The organism is Stenotrophomonas sp. STM01 (assembly GCF_014852135.1).
GTDB classification, from domain to species: domain Bacteria; phylum Pseudomonadota; class Gammaproteobacteria; order Xanthomonadales; family Xanthomonadaceae; genus Stenotrophomonas; species Stenotrophomonas capsici.
Genome location: NZ_JACVBA010000003.1, coordinates 339,899 through 359,714 on the forward strand (window position 1 = coordinate 339,899; position 19,816 = coordinate 359,714).

Here is a 19,816-nt window from a genome sequence, read left to right on the forward strand (position 1 = left end):
GAGGCATTCCGGATATCCATCGTATTCCCCATGCCTACCATCCGCCGAAGCGCCCTGGTCGAACACTCCGCCGAGCGCATGTTTGATCTGGTCAATGACGTCTCCGCCTATCCGCGCCGGTTCCGCTGGTGCGACAAAGCCGAGATCCTGGAGCAGGGCGGGGACCGGCTGGTGGCGCGGCTGGACCTTGGGCTGGGCTCGTTCCGCACCTGGTTCATGACCGAAAACGCGCTGGTGCGCCCGCGCAGCATCGACATGCAGCTGCGCGATGGGCCGTTCAAGCGCCTGCATGGGCGCTGGGACTTCCAGCCGCTGGCCGCCGATGCCTGCAAGGTCAGCCTGGAGCTGGACTTCGAGCCGACCTCGCGGTTGCTGGGGCCGGCGCTGGCGCTGGGTTTCCAGGGGCTGGCCGACCGCATGGTCAACGACTTCGTGCGCGTCGCCGACCAGGAGGAATGAGGCATGCGAGTGGAGGTGGTGCTGGCCTGGCCGGAACGTTACCTGCAGCGGACGCTGGAGCTGCCCGAGGGCTGCACCGTCGCCGAGGCGGTGGACGAGGCCGGGCTGGATACCGCCGGCGTCACGGCGGCGTTGGCCGTGCATGGCGTGCTGGCGCGCCCGCAGCAGTTGCTGCACGAGGGGGACCGCATCGAGCTGCTGCGCCCGCTGTTGGCCGACCCCAAAGAAAATCGCCGCCGGCGGGCGCGCGGCGGCGATTGATCCCAAGCGGCGCTGGCGATCAGCGGCCCTTCTTCTTGTCCTTGGCCAGGTTGCGGCCGAACTGGCGCACGCTCTTGCGGGCAAGCTCGGCATCCTGGTTCGGGAAGTAGTCGCCTTCCCAGCGGGTGACCATGTCGTTCTCGAAGAACACCGTGAAGTTCTTGGTCTCGGTGGTGCCGAGGCGGTTCACGCGCTGGCTGGCGGTGTAATCCCAACGCTGGGCGTGGAACGGGTCGGCGATGGACGGGGTGCCCAGCAGCGCGTTGACCTGCTGCTTGCTCTGGCCGACCTGCAGCTGCGAGACGGCCTGTTCACGGATCAGGTTGCCCTGGTAGATGGGCTGCTTGTAGATGATGCCGCAGCCGGTGGTGGACAGGGCGACTACAGCAATCAACAGAAGGTTGCGCATTGGGTAGGGCGATTGGGGATATCAGGGCGATGATACACTCCCCGGCACCCAGCGCGATCTGACCGGAGGCAACTGGCGCTAAACCGCCAATGAACACGATGGCCATGGAATCCAACGACCTGCGCAAAGTCGGTCTGAAGGTGACGCATCCGCGGATGCGCATCCTCGCCCTGCTCGAGCAGAACACCCCCCATCACCACCTGACCGCCGAAGACATCTATCGGCAGTTGCTCGATTGCGGCGACGAAATCGGCCTGGCCACGGTTTACCGTGTCCTGACCCAGTTCGAAGCGGCCGGGCTGGTGCTCAAGCACAACTTCGAGGGCGGCCAGGCGGTTTATGAGCTGGACCGCGGCGGCCACCACGACCATATGGTGGACGTGGACACCGGCAAGATCATCGAGTTCGAAAGCCACGAGATCGAGCAGCTGCAGCGCAAGATCGCGGCTGATCATGGCTACGAGCTGGAAGAGCATTCGCTGGTGCTGTACGTGCGCAAGAAGCGTCGCTGAACGCCCGCGCCAGCGGTGGCCCGCCACGGGTCACCGGCCAGCAGGATGAAACGCACAACGCCGGCCCTTGGGCCGGCGTTGTTGTTTGGGGCCTGTCCGCGTCCATGGGGGAACAGGCCGGGGACACCTTGGTCCTCGACCGGCTCAGGCCTCGGTGAGCAGCCTGCGGGCGGCGGCGCGGGCTTCCTTGCTGACCTCGGCCCCGCCAAGCATGCGCGCCAGCTCTTCCTCGCGGCCCTTGGCGTCGAGCAGTTCCACCGCGCTCTGGGTCATGCCGTCGACCGGGGCCTTGCTGACGCGGTAGTGGGCATGGCCCTTGGAGGCGACCTGCGGCAGGTGGGTCACGCACAGCACCTGGCGGCGTTCGCCCAGGGCACGCAGCTTCTTGCCGACGATGTCGGCCACCGCGCCACCGATGCCCGAGTCCACTTCGTCGAAGACCATGGTGGGGACGGCATCCAGGCCCAGCGCGGCGACCTCGATGGCCAGCGAGATGCGCGAGAGCTCGCCACCGGAGGCGACCTTGCGCAGGGCACGCGGTGGCTGGCCGGCGTTGGCGGCGACCAGGAACTCGACCCGCTCGGCGCCGTTCGGGTCCGGGCGGGCGGCTGGCTGCGGTTCCAGTTCGATCAGGAACTGGCCGCCGCCCATGCCCAGCTCGCCGATCAGGGTGGTGGTGGTGTCAGACAGTGCCTTGGCCGCGTTGCTGCGGCTGGCGGTGAGGATGGCCGCTTCGGCCTGCCAGCGGGCAGCGGCCTTGTCGATCTCGCCCGCCAGGCGGGCCAGGCGTTCGTCGGCGCCACGCAACTGTTCCAGTTCGGCCTCGATGCGCTGCTGGGTGGCCAGCAGTTCCTCCATCGGTACCCGGTGCTTGCGCGCCAGGTCGTGCAGGCGGCCGAGCCGGCGCTCGATTTCCTCGAAGGCATCCGGATCACTGTCCAGGTCGTCCTGGACGCGGTCGAGCTGGGCCAGCGCCTCGTGCAGTTGGATGCCGGCCGCGTCGAGCATGCCGTCGACCTCGCCCAGGCGCGGTTCGTGCTGGCTGACCCGGCCCAGTTCATGGCGGACCTGCTGCAGCAGTGAAAGCAGGGACGGGGCATCGTCGTCCCCGTTGAGGATGCCGCCGGCACGTTGGCAGGCTTCGATCAGGGCGGTGGAATGGGCCTGGCGACGGTGGCTGACGCCCAGCGCGGTGATCGCCGCCGGTTCCAGCTCTTCGCGCTGCAGTTCACCGAGCTGGTGCTCCAGGAAGCCGATGCGGTCGGAGACGTCGCCCTGCTGGGAGAGGGCATCGCGCTCATCGAGCAGGGCCTGCCAGGTGCCGGTGGCGGCACGCACGGCGGCGCGCGCGGTGTCGTTGCGGGCATAGGCATCGAGCAGGGCCAGCTGGCTGGGCCGCGACAGCAATGCCTGCTGGTCGTGCTGGCCATGGATCTCGACCAGGAAGCCGGCCAGCTCGGTCAGCTGCGAAACCGGGACCGGACGGCCATTGATGAAGGCCCGCGAGCCGCCGTCGGCGCGGATCACGCGGCGCAGTTGGCACTGCTCCTCGTCGTCCAGTTCGTTGTCCAGCAGCCACTGCCGGGCCGGGCTGTCGGCCTCCAGGCTGAATTCGGCCGAAAGCTCGGCCCGGCTGGCGCCGTGGCGGACCACGCCGGAGTCGGCGCGCAGCCCGGACAGGAAGCCCAGGGCGTCCACCATCAATGACTTGCCGGCGCCGGTTTCGCCGGAAACCACGGTCATGCCAGGCCCGAATTCGAGCTCGGTGGCGCGGGCAACGGCGAAATCCTTGATTGAAAGATGTCTGAGCATGGTGGGCAGATGAGTAGGCCGCGCAAAGCTAGCACGCACGCCGGACAGGTCAATGCATGCAGGGGCGCCGGGGCAGGGTAGGCGCCCGGCGTCTCAAAGGATGAGTCCAAGCCTTGAAACGGCAGGCATTGCCCACATACGAGGCCGGGTAGGCGGGCAGAACCTCCGCCAGGGAACCGGAAATGAACCAAGACCACCCCGAAACCGATCATCAGAACGACGCCGTCGCCGACCAGCATGAAGCCCAGGTCCAGGCGCTGCTTGGCGAGCTGGAGCAGGTCAAGGCCGACGCGCTGCGCGAGCGTGCCGACCTGGAGAACCAGCGCAAGCGCGTGGCCCGCGACATCGAACAGGCGCGCAAGTTCGCCAACGAGAAGCTGCTGGGCGAGCTGCTGCCGGTCTTTGACAGCCTGGACGCCGGCCTGGCCGCCGCCGGCACCGAACCGAGTCCGCTGCGCGAGGGGTTGGAGCTGACCTACAAGCAGTTGCTCAAGGTGGCCGCCGACAACGGGCTGACCCTGCTGAACCCGGCCGGGGAGGCCTTCAACCCGGAACACCACCAGGCCATCAGCCAGGTCGACGCGCCGGCTGGCGTGGCGCCGGGCGCCGTGGTGACCGTGTTCCAGAAGGGCTACCTGCTCAACGAGCGCCTGCTGCGGCCGGCGCTGGTGGTGGTGGCCAAGGCCGACTGACCGGCCGGCTGGCCCCTGGTTAAACGGGGCCGGCCAACAGCAAACAGTGTTCCGGGGATGACTTGAATGTCATCGGGTCGTCCCCCACATCCCATTCATCCCCGGCAGCGGCCGGCACACGAATTCTCAGGAGTCCCCCATGGGCAAGATCATTGGTATCGACCTCGGCACCACCAACTCGTGCGTGGCGATCATGGACGGCGGCAAGGCCCGCGTCATCGAAAACTCGGAAGGCGACCGCACCACGCCCTCCATCGTCGCCTACACCAAGGACGGCGAAGTGCTGGTGGGTGCCTCGGCCAAGCGCCAGGCCGTCACCAACCCGAAGAACACCTTCTACGCGGTGAAGCGCCTGATCGGCCGCAAGTTCACCGACGCCGAAGTGCAGAAGGACATCGCGCACGTCCCGTACACCATCCTGGCCCATGACAATGGCGACGCCTGGGTGCAGACCAGCGACGCCAAGAAGATGGCGCCGCAGGAAATCTCCGCCCGCGTGCTGGAGAAGATGCGCAAGACCGCCGAGGATTTCCTGGGCGAGAAGGTCACCGAAGCGGTGATCACCGTGCCGGCGTACTTCAACGACAGCCAGCGCCAGGCAACCAAGGACGCCGGCCGCATCGCCGGCCTGGACGTCAAGCGCATCATCAACGAGCCGACCGCGGCCGCGCTGGCCTACGGCCTGGACAAGGGTGACAACAAGGACCGCAAGATCGTCGTCTACGACCTGGGCGGCGGCACCTTCGACGTGTCGATCATCGAGATCGCCAACGTCGACGGCGAGAAGCAGTTCGAGGTGCTGGCCACCAACGGCGACACCTTCCTGGGCGGCGAAGACTTCGACAACCGCGTCATCGAGTACCTGGTGGAAGAGTTCCAGAAGGACCAGGGCATCGACCTGCGCAAGGATCCGCTGGCCCTGCAGCGCCTGAAGGACGCCGCCGAGCGCGCCAAGATCGAGCTGTCCAGCGCCCAGCAGACCGAAGTGAACCTGCCGTACGTCACCGCTGACGCGTCGGGCCCGAAGCACCTGAACATCAAGTTGACCCGTGCCAAGCTCGAAGCGCTGGTGGAAGACCTGATCAAGAAGTCGATCGAGCCGTGCCGCACCGCGCTGAATGATGCCGGCCTGCGTTCGAGCGACATCAGCGAAGTGATCCTGGTCGGTGGCCAGACCCGCATGCCGAAGGTGCAGCAGGCCGTCACCGAGTTCTTCGGCAAGGAGCCGCGCAAGGACGTCAACCCGGACGAAGCCGTGGCACTGGGTGCCGCGATCCAGGGCGGCGTGCTGGGCGGCGACGTCAAGGACGTGCTGCTGCTGGACGTGACCCCGCTGTCGCTGGGCATCGAGACCCTGGGTGGCGTGTTCACCAAGATCATCGAGAAGAACACCACCATCCCGACCAAGGCCTCGCAGACCTTCTCCACCGCCGAGGACAACCAGTCGGCCGTGACCGTGCACGTGCTGCAGGGTGAGCGCGAGCAGGCCCGCTTCAACAAGTCGCTGGCCAAGTTCGACCTGTCCGGCATCGAGCCGGCCCCGCGCGGCATGCCGCAGGTGGAAGTGTCCTTCGACATCGACGCCAACGGCATCCTGCACGTGTCGGCCAAGGACAAGAAGACCAACAAGGAACAGAAGGTCGAGATCAAGGCCGGTTCGGGCCTGTCGGAAGACGAAATCAACCGCATGGTTGCCGACGCCGAAGCCAACCGCGAGGAAGACAAGAAGTTCCAGGAGCTGGTCCAGGCCCGCAACCAGGCCGACGGCCTGATCCACGCCACCCGCACCGCCATCACCGAGCATGGCAGCAAGGTCGGTGGCGATGTGATCGGCAAGGTCGAGGCCGCGCTGGCCGACCTGGAGACGGCGATGAAGGGCGACGACAAGGCCCAGATCGAAGCCAGGTCCAAGGCGCTGGAGGAAGCCGGCCAGTCGCTGTACGCCGCCGCTTCGGCCGGTGAGCAGGCCGGCCCGGCACCGGGTGCCGGCGCCGCTGGCCCGTCCAACGACGACGTGGTGGACGCCGAGTTCACCGAAGTCAAGGACGACAAGAAGTCCTGATGTACCGCTGGCCCTTCCCCGCGTGGGAAGGGCCGGGACCAGGGTCCGGGTTTGCGCAGGCGGCCCCGGACCCTTGTCTTGTCGATGAACCGCCACCTTGCCCTCCCCGGAGGGGGAGGGAGAGAAGAGCATGAGCAAGCGCGATTACTACGAAGTACTGGGCGTGGCCCGCAACGCCAGCGACGAGGAACTGAAGAAGTCCTACCGTCGCTGCGCGATGAAGTTCCACCCGGACCGCAACCCCGGTGACGCGGCGGCCGAGGCCTCCTTCAAGGAGTGCAAGGAAGCCTACGAAGTGCTGTCCGACGGCAACAAGCGGCGCATGTACGACGCCCACGGCCACGCCGCGTTCGAGCACGGCATGGGCGGTGGCGGCGGTGCCGGCGGCCCGGACATGAACGACATCTTCGGGGACATCTTCGGCAACATCTTCGGTGGCGGCGGTGGCCCGCGCCAGCCGCGTCGCGGTGCCGACATCGGCTACGTGATGGAGCTGGACCTGGAGGAAGCGGTGGCCGGCGTGGAGCGCCGCATCGAGATCCCGACCCTGGCCGAGTGCGGTGACTGTGATGGCAGCGGCTCGGAAGACGGCAAGGTGGAAACCTGCAACGTCTGCGGTGGTCGCGGCCAGGTCCGCGTGCAGCGCGGCATCTTCGCCATGCAGCAGGCCTGCCACAACTGCGGCGGCCGCGGCCAGATCATCGCCAAGCCGTGCAAGACCTGCCACGGCAACGGCCGTGTCGAGGAAGACAAGGTGTTGTCGGTGAAGGTGCCCGCGGGCGTGGACACCGGCGACCGCATCCGCCTGCAGGGCGAGGGCGAGGCCGGTCCGCCGGGCACCCCGCCGGGCGACCTGTACGTGGAAGTGCGCGTGCGCGACCACGCCATCTTTACCCGCGACGGCGACGACCTGCACTGCGAAGTGCCGATCCGAATCTCGCAGGCGGCGCTGGGCGATACCGTGCGCGTGGCCACGCTGGGTGGCGAGGCGGAGATCCGCATCCCGTCCGAGACCCAGACCGGCAAGCTGTTCCGTTTGCGCGGCAAGGGCGTCAAGTCGGTGCGCAGCCGCACCGAGGGCGATCTGTACTGCCGCATCGTGGTCGAGACGCCGGTGAACCTGACCAACGAGCAGCGCAAGCTGCTGGAGCAGTTCGAGGCCACCTTCATCGGCGAGGAAGCACGCAAGCACTCGCCGAAATCGGCCACCTTCATGGATGGCGTGAAGGGCTTCTGGGAACGCATGAAGTCCTGAGGCGACAGTGCGGCGCCACGCCTCGCTGGACATTCCCGGTGGAGCCGCCGCCGGACAGGGCCCGGCGCTACGGCCGGGCCTTTGTCTTTGTGCTGGATTCGACGCGAAAGCCGCAGCTTGCTGCGGCTTTCCGCGTTCCAGGCGGTTGCGTTGGTTGCGCACGCAAGCGTCCTGGGCCGCGCGGTGGCAGGCGGACGTAGAATGTTGCAATGAACAATCCCGACCACAGCCACCTCGTGCATGGTCGCCGGCAGCGCCCCGATGGGCCGTCGCCGGTGGACGTGATTTCCGTTCAATCCCAACTGGTCTACGGCCATGCCGGCAACAGTGCGGCGGTGCCGCCGTTGCGCGCGCTGGGCCTGCGCGTGTCGGAGATCCCGACCACGCTGCTCAGCAATGCGCCGTTCTACGCGACCCTGCGCGGCCGGGTGCTGCCGGCCGACTGGTTCGCCGAGCTGCTGCAGGGCACGAGCGAGCGCGGCTTGCCGCAGCGGGCGAAGATGCTGGTGTCCGGCTACTTCGGCAGCGTCGACAACGGCGCGGCGTTTGCCGACTGGCTGGACGAAGTGCTGCCACAGTCGCCCAACCTGCGTTACTGCCTGGACCCGGTGATCGGCGACACCCATACCGGCCCCTACGTGGAACCGGGATTGGAACGCGTGTTCGCCGAGCGGCTGTTGCCGCATGCCTGGCTGGTGACGCCCAATGCCTTCGAGCTGGGACGCCTGACCGGCATGCCGGCGCTGGAGCAGGACGATGCCATCGCCGCCTCGCGCAAGCTGCTTGAGCGCGGGCCGGAATGGGTGATCGCGCATTCGGTGTCCGGCGATCCGGGCGAGCTGGTGACGCTGGCCATCGGCCGCGATGAAGTGTGGCGCTGGACCTCGCCGCACCTGCCGGTGGACGTGGCCGGCACCGGTGACGTGCTGATGTCGCTGCTGGTGGCCTTCCTGATCAAGGGCCATGTCTTCGAGGACGCCGTCGGGCGTGCGATCGCGGGCGTGCACGCCGCGCTGGAAGCCACCTTGGCCGAGGGCGTGGAGGAGTTCGACGTGCTGGCCGCGGCGCCGGCCGCGCTGGGCACGCCGTACCGCTTCCGCGCCGAGCGCCTGGCGTGACGCAGGACGCGACGGCGATGCCGGTGATCGGCATCGTCGGGAGTGGTGGCGCCTATGGTCGTTGGCTGCGCACGTTCTTCCAGACCCGGATGGGCCTGGAAGTCATTGGGCACGATCCGGTGGATGCCTCGTCGCAGACGCCGGAGCAGTTGCTGGAACGCGCCGACGTGCTGCTGTTCTCCGCGCCGATCCGGCAGACCCCGGCGCTGATCCGCCAGTACGTGCAGCAATCGGCCGGACGCGAACGTGGCCGGCTGTGGCTGGACGTCACCTCGATCAAGGCCGGGCCGGTCGCGGCGATGCTGGAGTCGCAGGCCTCGGTGGCCGGGCTGCATCCGATGACGGCGCCCCCCAAGGCTCCCACGCTGAAAGGCAGGGTGATGGTGGTCTGCGAGGCGCGGCTGGATGCAAGCTGGCAGGCCTGGCTGGATGCGCTGTGCATGGCGCTGCAGGCCGAATGCGTACGTGGCACGGCCGAACACCATGACCGGGTAATGGCGCTGGTGCAGGCGATGGTGCATGCCACTCACCTGGCGCAGGCCGGTGTGCTGCGCGAGTACGCGCCGATGCTGGGCTCATTGCAGGAATTGATGCCGTACCGCTCGGCCGCGTTCGAGCTGGATGCGACGGTGATCTCGCGGATCCTGTCGTTGAACCCGGCGATCTATGAAGACATCCAGTTCGGCAACCCGCATGCCGGCGAAGTGCTGGATCACCTGCTGCAGCAGCTGCAGCAGCTGCGCGGCCTGCTGGCCGAAGGCAGCGAACAGGCGCGTGCCGCGTTCCGGAAGCAGTTCCTGGACGCCAACCGCGAAGCGGTCGGCGAGCAGACGTTGCGTGATGGCAACTACAGCTTCGAACGGCTCGGCTACCTGCTGGCGGATCTGACCGATCAGCGGGCAATGAGCGTGCACCTGCCGGAGGATCGTGCCGGTTCATTGCGCGAACTGCTGCACGTGTTCGAGCGGCACGGGATCAGCCTGGCCTCGATCCACTCCTCGCGTACGCCGGCAGGCGAGGTGCACTTCCGGATGGGGTTCGTGCAGGCCTATGCGCCCGAGGTGCTGGCCGCGGCGTCGGCGGAGATCGACAGCAGCGGCATTGGCCGGGTGCTGGGGCGCTAGGCGGACGAGGATGCCTGGGCGGGGATGCCATCCCCGCGCCGGGTCCTGCAGGGATGTCGAAGCGTTGTTCCTCGCCGGCCGTCCCATCGATTGGCGCCAAGGGGTGAGGGCGTGCCTGGTACGGAGGGGTTTGCGTACGTCAAGCACTCCCTGCTTCGTGGCCGAGGCGGCTCCTACAGTGGTCGCAGGCGGTGAGACGGTTCTGTACTAATCCACAGGGGGTGTGGATGAAATGTTCACAACCATGTGGATAATCGCCGGCAGCCCTTGGGGCGCAAGGCTGTCAAGACAGTTGCCTAAATATTGACCAGTTCAAGGCGATATCGGCAAAGCGCATTCAGGCTCAGGCGCGATATGACTGGTTCAAGGACAGTCGGACCTCGCCGTCGGAGGTGAAAAGGCGGCTGCCCTCACGTATCAGCGGACGCCCGTCGGACAGCTCGTAGCGGATGGAATGCGCCGCGCCGCCGTCTTCGTCCTTGAACTCGATCACGACCCAGCTTTCGCCCTCTTCATTGGTGGCAGGGAACTGTCGAAACGCCATGGCTCACCTCCTGTCCGCACGATGCGGTGCGCGTGCACTGCCGGGGCAGCTTGCCCCTTGCAGCGTTATGCAGGCGTTACCCGGACGTGGTCAATCGATGAACTGCAGCCGGGCCAGCTCGGCGTACAGCCCATCTTGGGCCAGCAGCTCGGCATGCGTGCCTTGGGCGACGATGCGGCCGTGGTCCATCACCACGATGCGGTCGGCCTTGAGCACGGTGGCCAGGCGGTGCGCGATGACCAGCGTGGTGCGGCCGGCCATCAGCCGCTCCAGCGCCTGCTGCACCGCGCGCTCGCTTTGGGCATCCAGCGCGCTGGTGGCTTCGTCCAGCAGCAGCACCGGGGCGTCCTTGAGCAGGGCACGGGCAATGGCGATGCGTTGCTGCTGTCCGCCGGACAGGCGCGCGCCACGCTCGCCCAGGTCACTGTCATAGCCCTGCGGCAACTGGCTGAGGAAGTCGTCGGCCTCGGCCGAACGGGCGGCGGCGCGCAGTTCCTCGTCGGTGGCATCCAAACGGCCGTAGCGGATGTTGTCGGCGGCGCTGGCGGCGAACAGGGCCGGCTGTTGCGGCACCAGTGCGATGCTCTGGCGCAGTTGGGCCGGGTCGAGCTGACGCAGGTCGATGTCATCCAGGTACACCGCGCCGGCGTCCGGGTCGTGGAAACGCAACAGCAGCGACAGCACGGTGCTTTTGCCGGCCCCGGAAGGGCCGACCAGGGCCACCGTCTCGCCGGGGGCAACGGTCAGGGTGAAGTCGTCCAGGGCGGGCTGGTCAGGCCGCTGCGGGTAGTGGAAGGCGACCTGCTCGAAGCGGATCTGGCCACGGACCGGCGCAGGCAGCGGCACGGGTTGCGCCGGCGCAGTGATGCGCGGGGTTTCCACCAGCAGCTCGCCAATGCGGCCCATGCCACCGGCGGCACGCTGCAGCTCATTCCAGACCTCGGCCAGCGCGCCGACCGAGCCGCCGCCGATCAGGGCATACAGCACGAACTGCCCCAGCGTGCCGGCACTCATCTGCCCATCGACCACATCGTGCGCGCCGGACCACAGCACCGCCACGATGGCGCCGAACACCAGCATGATCGCGATGGCCGTGACGAAGGATTGGGTGCCGATGCGACGCCGCGCGGTGGCCACCGATACCTTCAGTGCGTCTTCAAAACGGCCACGTTCGTACGGTTCACGTGCATGCGCCTGTACTGTTCGCACTGCGCCGAGTGTCTCGGCGGCCAGCGTGTTGGCGTCGGCCACGCGGTCCTGGCTGGCGCGTGAGATCTTCTGCAACTGGCGCGCGCCGAGCACGATCGGCAGCACCGCCAGCGGAATGCCGATCAGCGAGTACAGCGCCAAATGCGGGCTGGTCACGAACAGCATGACCATGCTGCCGACCACGGTGACGGTGCTGCGTAGCGCCACCGACATGGTCGAGCCGATCACGCTGCGCAGCAGCTCGCTGTCGGCGGACAGGCGCGAGACCAGCTCGCCGCTGCGGGTGCGGTCATGGAAACCGGCGTCCAGCCCGATCAGGTGTGCGTACAGCTGTCCACGCAGGTCGGCCACCACCTTCTCGCCCAGCAGGGAAACGAAGAAGAAGCGCGCTGCGGTGGCCAGGGCGAGCACGATCGCCACGATCAAGAGCAGGCCGAAGGCGCGGTTGATCTCGCTGCCGCCGCCGGAGAAACCGGTGTCGATCATCTGCTTGACCGCCATCGGCAGGCTCAGCGTGGCCGCAGAGGAGACGGCCAGCGCCAGCAGCCACGCGCTGAACAGCGCGCCATGCCGACGCACGAATGGCCACAGGGTTTTCAGGCTGCCGAGTTTCTTCAGGCGCGGCTCGCGCGGCGACGGGGGGGCTTCAGTCATGGTGTGCAGGCTCGCTCAGGCGCAGGCGATCACGGGTGGCATCGCGCAGGCGGATGGCCAGGGCATCGATGCGGTCGGCCGGCAGGCGCACGTGCAGGCGCAGCCCCTCGGCCAGGAATTGTTCGTCCAGCTTCTCGGCACCGGCGCTGCCCAGCAGGGTGTGCACGATGCCCATGTCCTCGAAGCCACATTGCAGGATGCGCTCGGTCATCGGCACCAACGGGCTGCGCGTGGCCAGCCGCAGGCATTCGGCGGCGGTGCCCCCGTACGCACGCACCAGCCCGCCAGCCCCCAGCTTGATGCCGCCGTACCAGCGGGTGACGACCACTGCGACGCGGTCGTAGCCCTGGCCGTCGATGGCGGCCAGGATCGGCCGCCCGGCGGTGCCGGCGGGTTCGCCATCGTCACTGGAGCGGTACTCGTTGCCGTAGCGGTAGGCCCAGCAGTTGTGCGTGGCATCCGGCGTGGAAACAGCATCGAAGAACACCAGCGCCTCGGCGGCGCTGTTGATCGGGCAGGCCTGGGCGAGGAAGCGGCTGTGCTTGATTTCCAGCGCGTGGCTGGCCGGTGCGGCAAGGGTGTCGAGCATCGCCGCCATTCTAGTGGCTGTCGCAGCAGCCGTGCGTTGTGCTCACGGTTCCAGCAACGGGCGCAGGTCACGCGGCACGCGCGCCTCGGGGTAGTCCTGGACGAACTGGCGCAGGCTGGCGCGGGCGCCGTCGAGGTCACCGTTGTCGCGGCGTTCGCGGATGCGCTTGAGCCACTGGTGCCGCGACAGGCCACCGTCAGCCCCGATGTCGGCCACCTGCGCCTGTTCCCTGCGGGCTTCGACTGCCTTGGCGGTGGCCTTGGCACCGGCATGCGGGATGGGGGCGGACATGACGGGACGTGGTGTTTGCGGCCGTTGCGGGACGGACGCGCGGTCAGCGCCCGCGTCGGCGGCCGGGAACGCATCGGCCTGCTGTTCGACCGGGGCGCTGATGGCTGCCGGCGCGGACGCCGGAGGCGCTGGCGGAGCGGGCGGGAGGATGGCGGTGCTGTAGGCCGCCGGTGGGGCGATGACTTCCGCGGCGGCCGGCTCAGCGACGGGAGCGGCCGCGGCAGGCGCAGCCTGGACCCGGGCCCGGGCAGGCGGGGGCGCCGGCACAGGCTCGGTTTCGGCCATGCCTGTGGCGGGCAGCGTCGCCTGGTTGGCGGCGGCATCGGCCGACTGCTGCAGCGGGGGAGCCTCGGCGGCGGGGGCATCAGCCGGCGCCGCCTGGGATTCCGTGGCGGAGGGCAGGGCCATGCCGGGTTGGGGCGGAAGCGGGCGCAACTGCCAGGCAAGGCCAACCACCAGGACCAGCGAGGCGACCGCCGCCAGCGAGGACACGACGCGGCGACGTCGTCCCCAGCCCGTGGTTCGGGGACGGACAGGCAGCGGGGCGGCGACCGGTGCCATCGCCAGCGGGGTCTCCGCGGCCGGGGCTGCCGGTGTACGCGCCATCGCCAGGACGGTGGCGTCCAGGCCTGGGCCGGGGCCAGCGGCCGGGCCCGGACGACCGAGCAGCCGGGCCAGTTCGCGTTCTTCAGCGCTGAGCAGGTCAGACGTGTTCATTGGCTCAACCTCGCGCGCAGCTTGTCCATCGCATAGCGCAGCCGCGACTTGACGGTTTCCCGGCCCACGCCGGTGATTTGCCCGATCTCCTCCAGGCTCAATTCCTGCTCCAGGCGCAGGATCACGACCTCCTGTTGCTCCGGTGGCAGTTCGGCCAAGGCCTGGCGCAGTTCGAGCCGCTGGGCCTGTTCGTCCGCCAGCAGTTCAGGGGTGCAGGTGTCGGCCAGGCGCGCGGTGCGCTCATCGGCGTCGTCCGGGGCCACCGGGCGGTGGCGTGCAGCGCGCCAGTGGTCGTTCAAACGGTTGTGCGCGATGCGGAACAGCCAGGTGGCGAAGGCCGCGTCGGGCCGCCAGCCGTTGCGGGCATGGATCATCTTCTGCCACACGTCCTGGAACAGCTCCTCGGCCAGCGAGCGGTCGCGCAACTGTCCGAGCAGGTAATGGAACAGCCGCGCCCGGTGGCGCGCATACAGTTCGGCGAATGCGTCGCTGTCGCCGTCGGCGTAGGCGAGCATCAGCGTTTCGTCGGAAGGGGATTGAACGGCGGTATCCACGCGGGAAGCGTAAGTGTTGCGGTGGAGCATGCCTAGTCGGCAAGGTCGGTGGATCGCGGCCTGTTCACGATTGTGAAGCGAAATATTTGCAGGTTTGAACCCGGCCGGAACGGTATGCTGGTTGATGGGGGGAGCTTCGGGGGAACCGGGGCCCAGAGAGACGGAATACATGACGTACAGCGAGTTGGAAACGCGTACCGAATCGACACAGGCCACCAGCCAGACGCCGCTGGAAAAGGTCGTGGCGACGCTGCAGGGACTGCTGCCTGCCGGGACTGCCGTTGCGGTGGCCTGGCGCGACGACGTGCTCGGCGAAGGGAGCTGCGTGCTGCCCGTGGATGCAACGGTGGCGCTGCAGCGGGCCCGGCGTGCCCTTGCCGATGCGCAGGCCGGCGACGATGGCCCCGCGCAGCGCTGCTTCGCCTGGGAGCATGCCAGCGGAGTGCGGCTGGCGGCGGTGATCGATGCGGCCGGTGCCCTGGCGCCGCACCAGTGCCAGGCATGGCAGGGTACGGCGCGGGTGTTGATCGGCTGCGCCATCGATTCGATGCGCCAGCACGTGGAGATCAAGCAGTTGCAGCGGGCGCGCCAGTTGCAGCGGGCGCTGTTCGAGATCGCCGACCTGGCCGGCGCGGACCTGGCGATGTCGGAGATGCTGGGCTATTTCCACCGCATCCTGTGTTCGCTGATGTACGCGGAGAACTGCTACATCGTCGAGTGCGACGAGCGCCAGGAGAGCCTGAAGTTCCTGTTCTACGTCGATACGCAGGACGACTTCGTGCCCGAGGCGGGGCGCAGCTACCACCATGACGAGATGCCCGGCAGCCTGACCTTCGCGGTGCTGCGCCATGGCCGGGTGATGAGCGGGCCGTCGCAGGAGCTGCACCGCTTCCTGGAGTATCCGCCGGATACCAGCGAGGGCGCGGAGAGCCTGGACTGGCTGGGCGTGCCGATGTGGCGCGACAACCGCGTCTGCGGCGCGATCGTGGTGCAGAGCTACGTGGGCGAGGACAGCTACGGCGAGGAGGAACGCGCGCTGCTGGACTTCGTGGCCAAGCAGATCCTGACCACGATGGACCGCCACCAGACGCACATGCAGCTGGAGGAGCGCGTGCAGCAGCGCACCCAGGAGCTGGAGCGCATCAACGTCCACCTGCAGGAGGAGATCGTCGAGCGCCGGCGCGCGGAGCAGTTGCAGGCCGCGCTGTTCAATATTTCCGAACTGGCGATGGGCGGGCTTTGCCAGGACGCGTTCCTTGCGCAGGTGCACGCGATCATCAGCGGGCTGCTGGACGCCAGCAATTTCTACGTGGCGATGGTCAGTGCCAGCGGTGACGGCATCGAGTTCGTCTACTCGGTCGACCGTTTCAACCGCGAACGCCCGTCACGGCCGTTCAGTGCCGGCCTGACCGAGTACACGCTGCGCCGAAGGGCGCCGGTGTTGGCCATGCGTGCGGATATCGATGCGTTGCTCGCCGCCGGTGCGGTAAGCGAATTCGGTGCCAAGTCGTACTGCTGGCTGGGGGTTCCCTTGTTCAGCGACGACGAGGCGGTGGGTGTCATCGCCGTGCAGAGCTATGACCCGGAGACGGTGTTCACGCTGGATGACCAGCGCCTGCTGGTGTTCGTGGCGCGCACCATCGGTGCCGGCCTGACGCGGCAGCGCGACCAGCAGCGCCTGATGCAGGCGCATGCGGACCTGGAACGACGGGTGATGGAACGCACCCGTGAACTGGGGGAGGTCAACCAGAAGTTGCTTGGCCAGATCGGCGAGCGCATGCGCGCCGAGCAGCGCTTGACCCACCTGGCCATGCACGACGTGCTGACCGGGCTGCCCAATCGCCTGCATCTGCAGGACCGCCTGGAACGCGCCATCGAGAATGCCGAGCTGGGCATCGCCCAGCATTTCGCGTTGTTGTTCCTGGACCTGGACCGTTTCAAGTGGGTGAACGACAGCATCGGGCATGCCGCCGGCGACCAGATGCTGGTCGAGGTGGCGCGGCGGCTGGTTGGATTGGTACGGGGCGAGGACGTGGTGGCGCGGCTGGGAGGCGACGAGTTCGCGTTGCTGGTCAGCTGCGAGCGCGGCGCCGATGCGGCGATGCAGTTGGGCCGCCGGCTGCTCAAGGCGCTGGAAGCGCCGATGTGGGTCGATGGGCGCGAGCTGTTCCCGTCCGGCAGCATCGGCATCGCTTTGTGGAACCCACGCTATACCTCGGGTGCGGACCTGCTGCGTGACGCTGATGCCGCGATGTACCGGGCCAAGCTGCGGGGCCAGGACCGCTGCGTGATGTTCGACGGTGCCATGCACGAGGAGGCGGTGCGCAGCCTGGAGCTGGAAGCCGACCTGCGGCGGGCGATCAAGAACCAGCATTTCATCCCGTACTACCAGCCGATCGTCTCCCTGCAGAGCGGCCAGGTGGTGGGTTTCGAGGCGCTGCTGCGATGGCGGCACGAGCGCCGTGGCCTGCTCACGCCCGGGGACTTCCTGGAGCTGGGGGAGGAGAGCGGGCTGATCGAGCAGGTGGACTGGCAGATCTACGAGCACGTGATCGGCGACCTGGCCAACAGCGCGGCCGGCTATATCTCGGTGAACGTGTCGCCGCGGCACTTCCGTTCGGTCGAGTTCGCCTCGCGACTGCTGGGCCTGCTGGATGCCGCGGGTGCGGACCCGGAGCGACTGCGGGTGGAGATCACCGAGATGGCCCTGCTCGACGACGCGCCGCGTACCCTGCAGACCCTGCACCAGCTGCGCGAGCGTGGCGTGGTGGTGCAGCTGGACGACTTCGGCACGGGGTATTCGGCGTTGTCGTACCTGCACCGGTTCCCGATCAGTGCGCTGAAGGTGGACCGCAGTTTCGTCGCCGGCCTGCATGCGGAGACCGGCAAGAGCACGATGGCGCTGGTCGAGGGGGTGCTGTCGCTGGCCCGCACGCTGGGCATCGAGACCATCGGCGAAGGCGTGGAGAACGACCGGCAGCTGCAGACCCTGCTGGAGCTGGGCTGCAGCTTCGGACAGGGGTATCTGCTGGGCTATCCGTCGCCGGGCGAAGCGGTGTTGCCGCGCGCTGCGGCGGGCTAGGGCAGAGGGGGCGGATCGGGCGCGAAGCCGTTGGTGCCAGGGCTTCGCGGTCCGGGTGGAATGTCAGCTTCGCGGCCAAGGCCGCTCCTACGGCAGGCGCGCGGTAGGAGTGCCTCCAGGCGCTGCTTCAGCGCAGGGCGCTGCGCTTCTTCTCATCGAACCACTTGTCCGCCTGCGCCGGCGAATACGCGCGCATCCATTCCAGCATCTGCACGGCGTCGTCGCCGTACCACAGGTCCTCGCGCTGCTCCGGGTGCAGGAAGCGCTCGCTGACCATGGTGTCGATCATGTGGATCAGCGGCTTGTAGAAGCCGTCGATGTCGAGGAACGCGCAGGGCTTCTTGCCGATGCCGAGCTGGCGCCAGGTCAGCATCTCGAAGATTTCCTCGGCGGTGCCGAAGCCGCCGGGCAGGGCGACGAAGGCGTCGGACAGGTCGAACATGCGCGACTTGCGCTCGTGCATCGAGCCGACGATCTCCAGCGTGGTCACGCCCTTGTGCGCCACTTCCATGTCCACCAGGTGCTGCGGGATCACCCCGGTGACTTCTCCGCCGGGCGCCAGCACGCCATCGGCCACCGCGCCCATCAGGCCGGTGCGGCCACCGCCATACACCAGGCGCAGTCCTTCGGCGGCGATGCGCTTGCCCAGCGCGGTGGCCTGTTCGACGTAGACGGGTTTGGCGCCGGGGTTGGAGCCGCAATAGACGCAGATGGACTTCATGGAAGATTCCTGGGAAACGAGAGGTGTTCCGTCCGGCACCGATGAACAGGCGCAGGACGCGGAAGATGCAAAAGCAAGAAGGCCCCGCCGGGGCGGAGCCTTCTTGTCACAGGCCAGTGATGCTTAGTTGGCCTTGTGGATGGCGCGCTTGGTGACCGCCATCGCCGCGTCGTGCACTGCCTCGGACAGCGACGGGTGGGCGTGGCAGATGCGGGCCAGGTCGTCGGACGAGCCGCTGAACTCCATGGTCAGCACGCCTTCGTGGACCAGTTCGGAGACGTTGGCGCCCACCAGGTGCATGCCCAGCACGCGGTCGGTCTCGGCGTGTGCCAGCACCTTGACGAAGCCGGCCGGCTCGACCATCGCAACCGCACGGCCGTTGGCGGCGAACGGGAAGCTGCCGGCCTTGTACGGGATGCCCTCGGCCTTGAGCTGGGCTTCGGTCTTGCCGACCCATGCCAGTTCCGGCTCGGTGTAGATGACCCACGGGATGGTGTCGAAGTTGACGTGGCCCGGCAGGCCGGCGATCAGTTCGGCAACCGCGATGCCTTCCTCGAAGCCCTTGTGCGCCAGCATCGGGCCGCGCACGCAGTCGCCCACCGCCCAGACGCCATCGACGCCGGTGTGGCAGTGGTCGTCGACCACGATCTGGCCGCGCTCGTTGACCTGCACGCCGGTGCCATCGGCCAGCAGGCCCTTGGTGGCGGCGCGACGGCCGACGGCCACCAGCAGCTTGTCGACGGTCAGCGTCTTCTCGCCTTCGGCGTCGGTGTAGGTGACGATGACTTCCTCGCCCTTGATCTCGGTCTTGGAGACCTTGGCGTTGAGGCGGATGTCCAGGCCCTGCTTCTTGAATTCCTTGGCGGCGACCTTGGCCACTTCGGCATCGGCGGCGGCCAGGAACTCCGGCAGTGCTTCCAGGATCACCACTTCCGAACCCAGGCGCTTCCACACGCTGCCCAGTTCCAGGCCGATCACGCCGGCGCCGATCACGGCCAGGCGCTTGGGCACTTCGGTGAAGTCCAGTGCGCCGACGTTGTCGACGATGTGCTTGCCGTCGAACTTGGCGAACGGCAGTTCGATCGAATCCGAACCGGCGGCGATGATGACGTTGGTGCCCTTGAGCTCGACTTCGCTGCCGTCATGCTGCTTGACGGTGACCAGGTTGCCGGCCTTGAGCTGGCCGAAGCCGTAGTAGGTGGCGACCTTGTTGGCCTTGAACAGCTGCGCGATGCCGCCGGTGAACTGCTTCACGATGGCGTCCTTGCGGCCGACCATCTTGTTCACGTCGATCTTGGCGTCGTTGAAGCTGATGCCGTGCTGGTCGAAGATGTGGCCCATGTTCCAGTACTGGCGCGAGGAGTCCAGCAGCGCCTTGGACGGGATGCAGCCCACGCGCAGGCAGGTGCCGCCCAGTGCCGGCTTGCCGTCCTTGCCCAGCGCTGCGTCGATGCAGGCGGTCTTCAGGCCCAGCTGTGCGGCGCGGATGGCGGCGTGGTAGCCGGCCGGGCCGGCACCGATGACGACGACGTCGAATTGTTCAGCCATTAGAGATTCCTTGTTTCCTATCCCTTCTCCCGCCGGGAGAAGGTGGCGCGAAGCGCCGGATGAGGGTGCCGCAGTCGTTCAATCAAAGAGTCGTGATTCGAAACGGGCCGCCGCGAGTAGAGCAGGTGAACAGCGGGTGGTTTGCCTTGGCGGCTCGCGGCGGCTCGTTGATCTTCAATGAGCCGCAGACGGGCTGCTTGGCG

The 19,816-nt window shown here is 67.8% G+C and carries 18 protein-coding genes; 9 read left to right on the plus strand and 9 right to left on the minus strand.

Features of this window, described 5'->3' with window-relative positions:
* Nucleotides 1-30 precede the first annotated feature (30 nt).
* A complete protein-coding gene (locus tag IB227_RS15790; RefSeq protein WP_192288164.1) occupies nt 31-459 on the plus strand; it encodes a type II toxin-antitoxin system RatA family toxin in 429 nt (142 codons plus the stop codon).
* Nucleotides 460-462: 3 nt separating this feature from the next.
* Nucleotides 463-720, plus strand: a complete 258-nt coding sequence (locus tag IB227_RS15795; RefSeq protein ID WP_192288165.1) for an RnfH family protein — start codon at nt 463-465, stop codon at nt 718-720.
* A 19-nt stretch (nt 721-739) separates the two neighbouring features.
* Here the strand turns inward: IB227_RS15795 and bamE are convergent, their stop codons facing one another.
* On the minus strand, nt 740-1,129 hold the full coding sequence (gene bamE, locus IB227_RS15800; RefSeq protein ID WP_132864315.1) for an outer membrane protein assembly factor BamE: 390 nt from the start codon (nt 1,127-1,129) through the stop codon (nt 740-742).
* 104 nt (nt 1,130-1,233) lie between these two features.
* Between bamE and fur the strand changes: the two genes are divergently transcribed.
* A complete protein-coding gene (gene fur, locus IB227_RS15805) occupies nt 1,234-1,641 on the plus strand; it encodes a ferric iron uptake transcriptional regulator (protein ID WP_165931239.1) in 408 nt (135 codons plus the stop codon).
* 144 nt (nt 1,642-1,785) lie between these two features.
* Here the strand turns inward: fur and recN are convergent, their stop codons facing one another.
* Complete coding sequence (recN, locus tag IB227_RS15810) at nt 1,786-3,453, minus strand: DNA repair protein RecN (protein WP_192288166.1); 1,668 nt, start codon at nt 3,451-3,453, stop codon at nt 1,786-1,788.
* 182 nt (nt 3,454-3,635) lie between these two features.
* Here recN and grpE point away from each other — a divergent pair, with 182 nt between their 5' ends.
* The 5 genes from grpE to IB227_RS15835 all read left to right on the plus strand — a co-directional run bounded on the left by grpE (nt 3,636) and on the right by IB227_RS15835 (nt 9,704).
* Entirely contained in the window at nt 3,636-4,145 is a 510-nt protein-coding gene (gene grpE / locus IB227_RS15815) for a nucleotide exchange factor GrpE (protein ID WP_132864312.1), read from the plus strand.
* A gap of 139 nt (nt 4,146-4,284) precedes the next feature.
* Nucleotides 4,285-6,207 (plus strand): molecular chaperone DnaK, encoded by a 1,923-nt coding sequence (gene dnaK / locus IB227_RS15820; RefSeq protein ID WP_192288167.1) that lies wholly within the window; start codon nt 4,285-4,287, stop codon nt 6,205-6,207.
* Between the two features lie 130 nt (nt 6,208-6,337).
* Nucleotides 6,338-7,462: a molecular chaperone DnaJ gene (dnaJ, locus tag IB227_RS15825; RefSeq protein ID WP_192288168.1), complete on the plus strand. Its 1,125-nt coding sequence runs from the start codon at nt 6,338-6,340 to the stop codon at nt 7,460-7,462.
* 209 nt (nt 7,463-7,671) lie between these two features.
* Nucleotides 7,672-8,580: a pyridoxal kinase gene (pdxY, locus tag IB227_RS15830; RefSeq protein WP_192288169.1), complete on the plus strand. Its 909-nt coding sequence runs from the start codon at nt 7,672-7,674 to the stop codon at nt 8,578-8,580.
* A 17-nt stretch (nt 8,581-8,597) separates the two neighbouring features.
* Nucleotides 8,598-9,704 (plus strand): prephenate dehydrogenase, encoded by a 1,107-nt coding sequence (locus tag IB227_RS15835; protein ID WP_192288209.1) that lies wholly within the window; start codon nt 8,598-8,600, stop codon nt 9,702-9,704.
* Nucleotides 9,705-10,047: 343 nt separating this feature from the next.
* On the opposite strand, the gene IB227_RS15840 is transcribed toward IB227_RS15835, so the two are convergent.
* The 5 genes from IB227_RS15840 to IB227_RS15860 all read right to left on the minus strand — a co-directional run bounded on the left by IB227_RS15840 (nt 10,048) and on the right by IB227_RS15860 (nt 14,262).
* Complete coding sequence (locus tag IB227_RS15840; RefSeq protein ID WP_192288170.1) at nt 10,048-10,248, minus strand: hypothetical protein; 201 nt, start codon at nt 10,246-10,248, stop codon at nt 10,048-10,050.
* A 90-nt stretch (nt 10,249-10,338) separates the two neighbouring features.
* The gene (locus IB227_RS15845) at nt 10,339-12,111 is read right to left on the minus strand and encodes an ABC transporter transmembrane domain-containing protein (protein ID WP_132864307.1); all 1,773 of its coding nucleotides are present in this window, start codon (nt 12,109-12,111) and stop codon (nt 10,339-10,341) included.
* Nucleotides 12,104-12,700, minus strand: a complete 597-nt coding sequence (locus tag IB227_RS15850; protein ID WP_192288171.1) for a YigZ family protein — start codon at nt 12,698-12,700, stop codon at nt 12,104-12,106. Before IB227_RS15850 ends, IB227_RS15845 begins: the two co-directional genes overlap by 8 nt.
* A gap of 42 nt (nt 12,701-12,742) precedes the next feature.
* Nucleotides 12,743-13,708: a hypothetical protein gene (locus IB227_RS15855; protein ID WP_192288172.1), complete on the minus strand. Its 966-nt coding sequence runs from the start codon at nt 13,706-13,708 to the stop codon at nt 12,743-12,745.
* Nucleotides 13,705-14,262, minus strand: a complete 558-nt coding sequence (locus tag IB227_RS15860; RefSeq protein ID WP_192288173.1) for an RNA polymerase sigma factor — start codon at nt 14,260-14,262, stop codon at nt 13,705-13,707. Before IB227_RS15860 ends, IB227_RS15855 begins: the two co-directional genes overlap by 4 nt.
* A 169-nt stretch (nt 14,263-14,431) precedes the next feature.
* On the opposite strand from IB227_RS15860, the gene IB227_RS15865 reads away from it, so the two are divergent.
* Complete coding sequence (locus tag IB227_RS15865; protein ID WP_192288174.1) at nt 14,432-17,344, plus strand: EAL domain-containing protein; 2,913 nt, start codon at nt 14,432-14,434, stop codon at nt 17,342-17,344.
* Between the two features lie 127 nt (nt 17,345-17,471).
* Here IB227_RS15865 and IB227_RS15870 read toward each other — a convergent pair whose 3' ends face one another.
* Together IB227_RS15870 and lpdA are read right to left on the minus strand one after the other, a co-directional pair.
* Nucleotides 17,472-18,065: a TIGR00730 family Rossman fold protein gene (locus tag IB227_RS15870; RefSeq protein ID WP_192288175.1), complete on the minus strand. Its 594-nt coding sequence runs from the start codon at nt 18,063-18,065 to the stop codon at nt 17,472-17,474.
* Nucleotides 18,066-18,188: 123 nt separating this feature from the next.
* Complete coding sequence (gene lpdA, locus IB227_RS15875; protein ID WP_132864301.1) at nt 18,189-19,613, minus strand: dihydrolipoyl dehydrogenase; 1,425 nt, start codon at nt 19,611-19,613, stop codon at nt 18,189-18,191.
* Nucleotides 19,614-19,816: the final 203 nt, after the last annotated feature.